Here is a 10,992-nt window from a genome sequence, read left to right as displayed (position 1 = left end):
ATTCGGCAACGTCGAAATATCATTACCCAACTGCGCCGTCTCCGAGGTGAACCTGTCCCCCGTCAACTGCATCCCGTCACCCGAGTCACCAGCAAACCGGATCACCACCCGGTCCAACTGACGCACCTCGGTCCCGCCAGGGGTCCCACCGTCCGTCGCCGGCGCATCGTCGTACCGTGTCGTGGAGGTCATGGGCGATCACGTCCCTCTCTGCTGCGCGGCGCGCACCACGACGGTGCGCCGCCGGTGAACGGGCGGGCCGACACCCGGCCCCGGCGGTACCAGCGCAGCCGTCGGCCGGCGCGGTACGGCCGGCGCAGGTCCGTACCGCCGGGGTCGGCGACCCCGGCGTCAGCCGGCGGGGTCGCCGACCGCATCAAGCGCCGGCGAGCGCGTGCGACCACACGCTAGGTTCCGGTCCCGGCCGTGCCAACCCTTAGCGATCCCCTACCCCGACCCACCCGCGGACGGCCCGGCGACGGGCGACGCGGGGCGTCCACCGGGGACGGCGCAGGGGGCGCGTGCCTCGACCCGGCATGGGACACTTGTCTACATGGGCGAGCTGACCAGCGGCGCAGTGGCCGAGCCGGGGTCACCGCTGCGGCCGGGCGATCCGGAACACGTCGGGCCCTACCGGCTGCGCCGCCTGCTCGGCTCGGGCGGCATGGGGGTGGTCTTCCTGGCCGAGGCCCCGGGCGGGGGCCGGGTCGCGGTCAAGGTCGTCCACGACGAGTTGCGCTCCCGGCCGGAGTTCCGGCGACGGTTCGCCCGCGAGGTCGCCGCCGCCGGCCGGGTCGCCGACTTCTGCACCGCCCGGGTGCTCGACGCCGACCCGCAGGGGCCGATCCCCTACCTCGTCACCGAGTACGTGACCGGGTCGTCCCTGCACGAGCACGTGACCCGGCACGGCTCGCTCTCCGGCCCGCAGGCCGAGGCGCTGGCCGTCGGGGTGGCCGCCGGGCTCACCGCGATCCACGCCGCCGGGCTGGCGCACGGCGACCTGACCCCCCGCAACGTCCTGCTGTCCCCGTTCGGTCCGAAGGTCATCGACTTCGGGCTGGCCAGCCTGATCGAGGCACTCGACCCGACCACCGGCCCCTCGTACGGCACGCCCGGCTGGTTGGCCCCGGAGCGCCTCGCCGGTTTCCCGCCCGCCCAGCCCGCCGACGTCTACGCCTGGGGGATCCTCGTCGGCTGGGCCGCCACCGGTCGGCTGCCGGTCGACCCCCGGGTGCACCCGGCCGGCCCGCCCGACCTGAGCGGGCTGCCCGCCGGCCTCGCCGCGGTGGTCGCGCGGGCGTTGCGCACCGACCCCCGGCAACGTCCCACCGCCCGGGAGGCGATGCTGATCCTGGTCGGCAGCGCCGACACGGCCAGCATCCGCTCGGCGGTGGAACCGGTGGCCGCCACCACCGAGCAGCTCGACGGCACCCGGTGGTACCCGGCGGCCGGCCAGCCGGCCACCCTGGTCGCCCCGACGCCGCCGCCGCGTCGACCGCCGCCGCCCTGGCCGGCGGTGCTGACCGGGGTGGTGGCGGTGGTGGCCCTCGTCGTGCTGGGCGTGGTCGCGTTGCGACAGGCCGACCAGCGGGGGGCACCGTCCGCCGGGCCGGACCCGTCCGCGCCGTCCGGCGTCGTCACACCGAGCCCCACCCCGAGCCCGTCGCCCACCCCCACCCCCAGCCCCACCCCCGCCACCGCGACCGGGCAGGACGGGTCGCTGGAGTTCACCGTGACGGGGGTGCACTGCGGGTCGCGGGAGATCGGGTTCTGGCCGTTGACCCAGAAGGCGGACGGCGTGTTCTGCATGGTCGACGTCGACGTGGTCAACAAGGGGTCCAAGGGCACCATCGTCTGGCCGCTCAGCCAGCGGCTGGTCGACGCGGACGGGCGGGGATACACCCCGGACACCCGTTCCCTGCTCTACTATCCGGACACGCAACGGTTGACCAAGAGCATCAAGCCCGGCGCGACGGTCAGCGGATCACTGGTCTACGACACGCCGGTCGGCACCGAACTGCGCCAACTGGTCGTCCACGACACGCCACTGAGTGCGGGCACCACCATCGATCTGCCGTGACCGGGGAGCCGGAGGACATGGACGTCGCCATCACCGCGGAACTCACCGGGCGGGCCCTGTCCCGGGCGCTGCACGCCACCGGGCGCGGCGTGGTGCTCGTCGCCAGCGCCGCGCTCAGCCTGGCCCTGCTCGTCGCCACCGTGCTCGCCACGGCGTTCATCTCGCTCGGCGTCGGGGTGCTGCTGCTGCCCCTGGTCACCCCGCTGGTCCGCTGGCTCACCGGGCGGTGCCGGGATCTCGCCGGCCGGGCCGGGGTGTCGATCGCCACGCCCTACCTGCCCGCGCCGCCGACCGAGCGGGGGGTGGTCGGCTGGGTGCAGCGCTGCCGGTCCATCCTCACCGACCCGGCGACCTGGCGCGACCTGCTGTTCCTCCTGCTCAACGTGTTCGTCGGCTTCGTACTCGGCCTGCTGCCGGTCACCCTGCTGGTCTACTCGGTGGAAGGGCTGCTGCTCTCCGCCGGGTTCTGGATGCTGATGCGGGAGTCCGGGGTGGATTTCTGGTACGGCTTCACCCCGATGGACACCTGGCCGCACGCGGTGCTCGGCGCGCTGGTCAGCCTGGTGGTGTTCGCGATCTGGGTGGCCGCCGCCCCCGGGGTGGTGGCCGGACACGCCTACTTCGCCCGGACGCTGCTGGGCCCGAGCGAACGGGCGGAGATCGCCTCCCGGATGCGGCACCTCTCCGAGACCCGCTCGGATGTGATCAACATCCAGGCCACCGAGCTGCGCCGGATCGAACGGGACCTGCACGACGGGGCGCAGGCCCGGTTGGTCGCGATCGGCATGAAGCTCGGTGCGGCCACCCGGCAGCTGCGGACCAATCCGGACGTCGCGGAGACCCTGCTGGTCGACGCGCGCAACGCCACCGCCAGCGCGCTGGAGGAACTGCGCTGCCTGATCCGGGGCATCCACCCGCCGGTGCTGGCCGAGCGGGGGCTGGAGGACGCCATCCGGGCGATCGCGTTGGAGAGCCCGATCGAGGTCGACGTCATCGCCGACGTACCCGGCCGGCTGGCCGCCCCGGCGGAGTCCGCCGTCTACTTCGCCCTGTCGGAGCTGTTGAACAACGTGGTCAAGCACGCCAACGCCGACCGGGCCAGCATCGACCTGCGGCACGAGGACGGTTCGCTGCGCGCCGTAGTGATCGACAACGGTCAGGGCGGTGCCGACGCCACCCTCGGCACCGGACTCCGGGGCATCGAGCGGCGCTGTGCTACGTTCGACGGGACGCTCGTCCTCAGCAGTCCCGAAGGTGGGCCGACCGTCGCGATCCTGGAGCTGCCGTGCGCGTTGTACTCGCCGAGGACCTCTTCCTCCTGAGACAGGGAATGGTCCAGCTCCTCGAATCCTACGACTTCGAGATCGTCGCGGCGGTCGACAACGGCCCGGCCCTGCTCGACGCCCTGGTGACCCTCCGCCCGGAGGTCGCGGTGGTCGACGTTCGCCTGCCCCCGACCTTCACCGACGAGGGCCTGCAGGCAGCCCTGGAGGCGCGTCGCCGCTGCCCCGGACTGCCCATCCTGGTCCTCTCCCAGCACGTCGAGCAGTTGTACGCCAAGGAGCTGCTCGCCGACGCCAGCGGCGGCATCGGCTACCTGCTCAAGGACCGGGTACTCAACAGCGACCAGTTCGTCGACGCGATCCGCCGGGTCGCCGACGGGGGCACCGCGATGGACCCGCAGGTGATCTCGCAGCTGCTGGCCGGCAGGTCCCGTCGGGAGCCACTGTCGACCCTCACCCCGCGCGAGCGGGAGGTGCTCAAGCTGATGGCCGAGGGATGTTCGAATACGGCCATCGCCCAACGTCTCATCGTCAGTCAGGGTGCCGTCGCCAAGTACACGACCAGCATCTTCACCAAGCTGGACCTGACCCCGGCCGACGACAGCAACCGCCGGGTGCTGGCCGTGCTGGCGTACCTCAACGGCACCCGGGCCGACGTCGGCTGACCCGACGCCACATGCGACGGTGCCCCCGGTCGGTCGACCGGGGGCACCGTCGTGTGTGCGGGTTGCCCTCACTCGACGGCGACGGCGGCCTCCGCCGGCCGGGAGAGCATCACCCGGCGGCCCGGCAGCACGGTGGCGGCGAAGGCGAGCACGGTCGCGCCCGCCACCACGGCCAGATAGATCCAGATCGGACCGGAGGGCACCGGTCGGCCCAGCACCACGATGCTGAACGGCATCAGCGTGGCGATGGAGGCGATCGTGCCGAGCACCACCCCGATGACCGCGACCATACCCGCCTCCACGCTGAGCATCTGGAGGGCCTGCTTGCGGGTGGCGCCGATGAGCCGCTGCATGCCCAACTCCCGGCGGCGGCCGGCGGTCGCCACGATCAGGGTGTTCGCCACCGAGATCATCGTGTAGCCGGCGACCAGGGCGACGAGCAGGTAGTTGACCCAGGCCTGGGTCTTGGTCCGCTCGGCGAACGTGGTGATCGCCTCCCGCCCCTCGATCATCGTGCCGGGGTTACCGGCGACCTTCTCCCGCAGGCTGGCCGTCAGCGCGTCCCGGCTGGTGCCGGGTTCGGCGGTGACCAGGATCTGCCGGGACAGCCCGGTGGTGCTGTGCGCGGCGAGCAGGTCGGCGGGGAGCAGGATCGTCTCGAACCCCTTCTTCGCCGGGTAGAGCGCCACCACCCGCAGGTCCACCGCCGAGCGGTCGCCGAGCCGCAGGGTGATCTGGTCGCCGACGCCGACGTTGAGGTTCTTCCCGGCCACCTCGGGCAGCGCCACCGTGTCGCCCCGCAGGTCACCGAGGTTGCCGTCGCTGGTGCGCACCCCGGTGATGCCGGCGGCGCTGGCCCCGCTGACCCCCTGCAACGGCCAGGGCGACTCGACGTGCGACCCGTCGTACGGCTTGTTGATCCAGCCGGCGCTGGTCACGTACGCCGACGCCTCCTCGACGCCCGGCGCGGACCGGATCGCCTCCACGGTGTCGGCGGGGAAGCCGCCGGTGGTGGAGCTGAGCACCAGGTCGGCCCGCAGGTTGTCCGAGTAGTAGCGCTCGGCGGCCTCGTTCTGGGTGGTCTGGAGGTAGAAGTTGGCCACCGCCAGCGCCACGGCCAGCATGATCGGGGTGACCGCGGAGGCCACCCGGACGGCGCGGGTGCGGACGTTGACCGTGCCGAGGTAGCCGGCGAGGCCGAAGAACGCCCGTACCGGCAGGCTGAGCACGCCGGCCAGCAGCCGGGTCAGCCCCGGGCTGATCAACGCGATCGAGATCGCCCAGCACATCACCGCCGGCCCGGCGGTCGCGGACGCCACCGCGCCCTGCATCACGATCGCGGTCACCAGGATCAGCGCGAACCCGGCGGCGAAGAACAGGATGGAGAACACCACCCGGGGCCAGCTCACCCACTTGCGCTGCAGCGCGGCCTCGGCGATGCCGGCGGTGGGCTTGGTCTTGGAGGGGCGGCGGCCGGCGACGTAGGCGGCGACCATGGCGGCGAAGATGCCGATCGCGGGCGCGGCCAGGTAGGGGATGAAACCCTGGTGGAACTGCACCACCGGCGAGATGACCCCGGCGTCGGAGACGATGTCGTAGAGCAGCGGCCCGAGGAACACCCCGGGCGCGCAGCCGAGGATCGCCGCACCGACCGCGACGACGAGCGCCTCGCGGCGCACCATCGCGCGGATCTGCCGGGGCGTCGCGCCGATCGAACGCAGCAGCGCGATCTCCTTCTGCCGCTGCTGCACCGACAGGCCCAGCGTGCTGGCGACCACGAAGATCGCCACGAAGACCGTCATGCCGGCGAAGACCCCGGAGAGCGGGATGAGCTGCGCCTGACCGCCGACCGCCTCGGGGAACTCGGCCGCGCCCCGGTCGTCGCCGGTGAGCACGACGAGCTTGCGGTCGGCGAGGGTCCGCTCGATCCGCTCGCGCAGCGCGTCCAGGTCGGTGCCGGGCTTGGCCAGCACACCGATCGCGTCCGCGGTGCCGGTGTGCGGGTTGAGCCGCCGCTCGTCGTCGTCGGAGAAGAACAGCGCCGACTGGCTCAGCTCACCGGGCGGCGCGGCGATGCCGGTCACCTGGAAGGACGACTGGACCCCGCCGACCACGACGTCGACCCGGTCGCCGACCTTGATCCGGGCCAGCTTGGCCACCGCCCGGTCCAGCACCACCTGGCCGGCCTGGGCCGGCGGCTGCCCGTCGAGCCGGTACGGCCCGAGCTGCGCCGACTCCCACCGGTGGCCCAGCGACTGGGTCCCGACGATCACCGGTGCGCCGTTGCGGACGACGGTGGCGGCGAACGACGCCTCGGCCACCGCCCGTTCGACCCCGGGCACGCCCTGGATCTTGCCGACCAGGCCCGGATCGATCCAGTACCGCTCGGCCAGCGGCACCGACTTGATGTTCTTGGTGTCCTGCGGGTCCTTCTTGGGCACGCCGTAGGTCTGCTTGCCGCTCACCACCACGTCGGCCGCCGCCAGCCGCTGCGGCGGGACGGCCATCCGGATGCCGGTCTCCATCAGCCCGCCACAGGCGACGATCAGCGCCACACCGAAGAAGACCGCGATAAATGTCGCGATAAAGGCGAGCTTGCGGTAGCGCAGGGTGCGCCACGCGAGGTACGTCATCAGAAGCCACCCCTGCCGGTGGACTGCGGCGCCCGGTTCTGCTGCCACGCGGTCAGGTGGGTCATCCGCTCGGCCACCACGTCGGCGGTCGGCGCCTCCAGTTCACCGATGAACTGGCCGTCGGCGAGGAACAGCACCCGGTGCGCGGCAGCGGCGGCGACCGGGTCGTGGGTCACCATGATGATGGTCTGTCCCCCGCTGGACACCGTCTCGCGGAGCAGTTGCAGCACCTCGATGGTGGTCTGGGTGTCCAGCGCGCCGGTCGGCTCGTCGGCGAAGATGACCGCCGGGCGCATGATCAGCGCCCGCGCGATCGCGACCCGCTGCTGCTGACCACCGGACAACTCGCTCGGCAGGTGCTTGCGCCGCTCGGCCAGCCCCACCCGGCCCAGCACCTCCACCACGGAGTGCCGGTCGGGCCGGCGGCCGGCCAGTCGGAAGGGCAGGCCCACGTTCTGCTCGACGTTGAGCGCCGGCATCAGGTTGAACGCCTGGAAGATGAAGCCGACCCGCTCCCGACGCAGCCGGGTCAGCTGGTTCTCGTTCATGCCACTGAGTTCCTTGCCGTCCAGCACCACCGAGCCGGACGAGGGCACGTCGAGCCCCGCCGCGCAGTGCAGGAACGTGCTCTTGCCGGAGCCGGACGGCCCCATCACGGCCGTGAAGCTGCCCCGGGGGAAGCTCATCGTGACGCCGCGCAGCGCGTCGACACGGTTGTCGCCGCGCCCGTACGTCTTGCGCACGTCGTCGAGCCGCACCGCGTCGGCACCACTGATCGGCGTCCGCCGGTCCTTGTTTCTGTTCACCTCATGCTCCCCGCAAAAGAACGTCGCCGAACGGCGGTGGGTACATGTTTCACGGTATGGATCGGGCCGATTGCGCTCAATGGAGCTAATGACCCGAAGGGGTGGGCCTAGGCCCACCCCGGAATCGCCACCGCTGACGAGCTCAGCTCGCCTGGACCGCCGACTCCCACTGCGGCCAGGACCGCTCGGTCCCGCCCGGCGCGACGGCGAGCAGCCCGGCCCCGGCGGCGTCCATCGGCAGCCCCAGCGACAGCTCGGTGCGCCGCCTGACGTTCAGCTTCCGGTAGACCCGGGTGAGGTGCTGTTCGACGGTGCTCACCGTGATGTAGAGCTTCTTGCCGATCTCCCGGTTGGTGTGGCCGAGCGCGGCGAGCGTCGCCACCCGCTGCTCGGCGTCACTGAGCCGGGACATCTCCTCGTGCTCCGGCGGGGTGTCCGGGTCGTCGGCGCCGGCCGCGTCGCCCCCGGGCAACAGCCGGCGGCACAACGCCTGCGCCTGGATGTCCTTGGCGAGCTGCATCGCGCTGCGGGCCACCACCCGCGAGGTGTTGAACTCGCCCCGCCCGTAGTGCGCGCTGCTGAGCGCGGCCAGGGCCAGGAAGAGCTGGTAGCGGTCGCCGGATTCCTGGAGCAGGTTGGCCGCCTGGCGCAGCGTGTTGACCCGCTGCTTGACGTCGAGCGCGGACCCGAGCAGCCGCAGTGAGATGCCCCGGGTGCGGGCGTTGTCGGCGCCGGGCCGGGAAAGCTGCTCGGTCACCATGCCCCGGGCCCGGTCGGGCCGGCCGGAACGCAGGTAGACCTGGGCCAGGTCGCCGCGCCAGGGCAGCAGGGTCGGCAGGTCCATCCCCCACTGGGTGGCCAGCTGCCCGCAGGTCTCGAAGTCGGCCAGCGCCGCGTGCACCCGCCCGCCGGCCAGGTGCAGGTGGCCCCGGGCCCGCAGGTACATCGGCCAGAACCAGGTGTCGCGCATCGCGTCCGGGATGACGTGCTTGAGCTGCGCCTCGGCCTCGTCGAGCTTGTCCATGCCGATCTTGGCGAGCAGCATGTTGGACAGCGGTGAGCCGATCGCCACGCCCCAGTTGTGCGGGGACATCGCGTCCAGCGCCTCCCGCGCGAACCGCTCGCTGAGCGGCAGGTCGCCCTGGCGCAGCGCGATGTGCGAGCGGACGTCGGACAGGATGGCGTGCCAGGTGGTGGCGCCCCGCGCGCCGGCCTCGGTGCCGAGCACGTCGCACCAGTGCACGGCGCGGTCCATCCGGTCGGCGTAGACCAGGGTCTGCAGGGCGCACAGCGCCGACTCCAGCCCGACGTCGACCAGCAGGTGGCTGCCGAGCACCTGCTCGGCGCGGGCGATCACCTCGTCGGTCACCCCGTCGGTGAGCACGGCGGTCAGCGACGGCGTGGCTGATCCGAGGGAGCCGTCGGAGCGGGCCGGGGCACCGGCCGGCGTGGCCGTCGGGCCGACGTCGGCGTCCAGCTCGGCGAAGGCGACGGGGAAGTGCAGCCGCAGCCACTCCGCGCATCCCTCCAGCTCGGCGGCGGTGGTGGCGTCGAGCTGCTGCCGGTTGTCGCGCAGGTGCCGCAGGGTCTCCTGGGCGTCCGCCCGGTGGCCGTGCCAGAGCTGGTAGCGCAGCAGCGCGGCGGCGTGCCGTTCGGAGAGGTGCCCGGCCCGCAGCGCCTCGCGCTGCGACTGGAGGTGCTGGCTCACCGCCGCCGGGTTGACCCGCCACTGGCAGGCGGCCAGCATCGCGGTCAGCGCCGCCCGGCGCGGCTCGTCGTCGCACATGTCGTGCGCCAGCTTGAGCGACTCCACCGCGTCGTCGACGCGGTCCTCGGCCAGTGCGTGCGTCGCCGAGTCCTGAAGCACCGTGATCGCCCACGGTTCGGCCAGGCCACCGGCGGCGAGCAGGTGCCCACCGATCGCCGGCGCCGGAGCGCCCTCGGCGTGCAGCAGTTCCGCCGCCCGGGCGTGCATCTCGGACAGCGCGTCCGGGGCCAGGTCGTGCAGGACGGCCGCCCGCGCCGCCGGGTGCCGGAACCGGCCGCCGTGCAGCAGGCCGGACATCGTCAACGCGTTGAGCACCCACTGGACCCGGGCCGGCTTGGTGTCCAGCAGCCGGGCCAGCAACGCCGGGGTGGCGAAGTCGCCGAGCAGGGCCAACCCGTGGGCGGTCTCCAGGATGGTCGGGTCCCAGCGGCGCAGGCAGGCCAGGACGGCCTGGCGGAACTGGTCACCGACGACCACCTCGGTGGGCTCCGTCGCCCCGGCGACCCGCCGGTCCTGGCCGAGCGCGTGCAGCAGCAACGGGTTGCCACCGCTGACCCGGTGGTACGCCGGGGCGAGCGCCGTGGCCGTCTCGTCGTCGGTCCAGCCGCGCAGCAGTTCGGCGACGCCCGCCTCGGACAGCGGTGACAGCTGGATGTTGCAGAAGCTCGCCTGTCGGCTGATCTCGGCCCGGAACTCCGGGTGGAACGGCTGGGGCTGCGGTGACTCGGTGAGCACCACCAGGATCTGTGCGGCGGTGAGCCGGCGCTGGAGGTAGAGCAGGGTGTGCAGGGTCCGCTCGTCGGCGAACTCGACATCGTCGACGAGCAGTACGAGCGGCCGGCTGCGGGCGAGGTCGAGCAGCTCGACACACATGGCGTGCACGGCCCTGATGTCGGCGTCACCCTCCGTCGCGACGCCGTCGATGTCGACGAACGCGCCGATGCGCCGCATCACCTCGGCCGGCAGCGGCACGCTGTGGAACAGCTGCCCCATCACGGCCGCGGGCAACAGCCGTTCCGCCCGGGAACAGGCGGCGCGCAGCACCAGCCCGCCCGCTGCGCCGACGTGGTCGGCGAAGGCCCGCAACAGCTCGGTCTTGCCCGTGGCACCGGGGCCGCTGATCAGCGCGACCCGCCCCCTGCCCGTGGCACTGTCGGAGTAAAGGTCCCGCAAGATGTCAAGCTCGCGGCTTCTCTCCACAAAATCCACCCGTCTCCCCCCAGGTCAGCGATGACGCATCGAACGGGCGCTGCCAGCTCCGGGTCAGGCCCCCGACGAAACCGTTCGGCTCGATGCCACGCGGTCCGCGGGACCCGCCCGGTCACTGGCCACGTCAGCCGGCAAACCAGGTCTTGCAATGATGACTGCCAATTGATTGATGGCTTTCACCGCGTCCCGACGGCGAGCACAGCATACATAGACACCCGTACAAGACGGTAGTGGGGTGATGATACTTCGTCACCGATATTACGAGCGGGGATGGCGTTTTGTCGGTTTGTCGTCCCCGGTCGAGAAATTACCACTCGGTAGCAATTACATGATCGAAGAGCCATCGCGACCCCTCCCACCTGCGCGGATGGCCGCAGATTCCACCCACGGCACACGGCCCTGACCTGGGAAATGACTCCGGCAGAGGACTCCTACCGGAAGCTTTCGGGCCAACTCCCCCCGGCCTGCACCGTTGCCCCCGACGTCGGCACACCACCACCGACCGGACGAGAAGCATCGAATCGGGCAATCTACTCTTGAGCAAAAAT

At 72.2% G+C, this 10,992-nt stretch carries 7 protein-coding genes; 3 read left to right on the top strand and 4 right to left on the bottom strand.

Going from position 1 to position 10,992, the window contains the following annotated elements:
• The coding region (locus tag JQN84_RS05395) for a hypothetical protein (RefSeq protein ID WP_204957355.1) at positions 1-192 on the bottom strand (192 nt) is incomplete at its 3' end.
• Positions 193-553: 361 nt separating this feature from the next.
• Here JQN84_RS05395 and JQN84_RS05390 point away from each other — a divergent pair.
• Genes JQN84_RS05390 through JQN84_RS05380 form a run of 3 tightly spaced genes read left to right on the top strand, consistent with a single transcriptional unit; the run spans position 554 to position 4,028 of the window.
• The gene (locus tag JQN84_RS05390; protein WP_204957244.1) at positions 554-2,080 is read left to right on the top strand and encodes a serine/threonine-protein kinase; all 1,527 of its coding nucleotides are present in this window, start codon (positions 554-556) and stop codon (positions 2,078-2,080) included.
• A gap of 17 nt (positions 2,081-2,097) precedes the next feature.
• Complete coding sequence (locus tag JQN84_RS05385; protein WP_204957353.1) at positions 2,098-3,402, top strand: sensor histidine kinase; 1,305 nt, start codon at positions 2,098-2,100, stop codon at positions 3,400-3,402.
• On the top strand, positions 3,366-4,028 hold the full coding sequence (locus JQN84_RS05380) for a response regulator (RefSeq protein ID WP_204928153.1): 663 nt from the start codon (positions 3,366-3,368) through the stop codon (positions 4,026-4,028). Before JQN84_RS05385 ends, JQN84_RS05380 begins: the two co-directional genes overlap by 37 nt.
• A 68-nt stretch (positions 4,029-4,096) precedes the next feature.
• Here JQN84_RS05380 and JQN84_RS05375 read toward each other — a convergent pair whose 3' ends face one another.
• The 3 genes from JQN84_RS05375 to JQN84_RS32200 all read right to left on the bottom strand — a co-directional run bounded on the left by JQN84_RS05375 (position 4,097) and on the right by JQN84_RS32200 (position 10,444).
• The gene (locus JQN84_RS05375) at positions 4,097-6,661 is read right to left on the bottom strand and encodes an FtsX-like permease family protein (protein ID WP_204957243.1); all 2,565 of its coding nucleotides are present in this window, start codon (positions 6,659-6,661) and stop codon (positions 4,097-4,099) included.
• Positions 6,661-7,467: an ABC transporter ATP-binding protein gene (locus JQN84_RS05370; RefSeq protein WP_204957242.1), complete on the bottom strand. Its 807-nt coding sequence runs from the start codon at positions 7,465-7,467 to the stop codon at positions 6,661-6,663. Before JQN84_RS05370 ends, JQN84_RS05375 begins: the two co-directional genes overlap by 1 nt.
• Positions 7,468-7,609: 142 nt before the next feature.
• Positions 7,610-10,444, bottom strand: a complete 2,835-nt coding sequence (locus JQN84_RS32200) for a helix-turn-helix transcriptional regulator (protein WP_204957241.1) — start codon at positions 10,442-10,444, stop codon at positions 7,610-7,612.
• Between the last annotated feature and the right edge of the window lie 548 nt (positions 10,445-10,992).

It is taken from the genome of Micromonospora humidisoli (assembly GCF_016900955.1).
Taxonomy (GTDB): domain Bacteria; phylum Actinomycetota; class Actinomycetes; order Mycobacteriales; family Micromonosporaceae; genus Micromonospora; species Micromonospora wenchangensis.
This window is presented reverse-complemented; position numbering and strand designations above follow the sequence as displayed.

Excerpts from the sequence above, each read along its gene's own strand:
- JQN84_RS05390 (WP_204957244.1), top strand. The coding sequence starts at position 554 with ATGGGCGAGCTGACCAGCGGCGCAGTGGCCGAGCCGGGGTCACCGCTG.
- JQN84_RS05375 (WP_204957243.1), bottom strand. The coding sequence starts at position 6,661 with ATGACGTACCTCGCGTGGCGCACCCTGCGCTACCGCAAGCTCGCCTTT.
- JQN84_RS05385 (WP_204957353.1), top strand. The coding sequence starts at position 2,098 with ATGGACGTCGCCATCACCGCGGAACTCACCGGGCGGGCCCTGTCCCGG.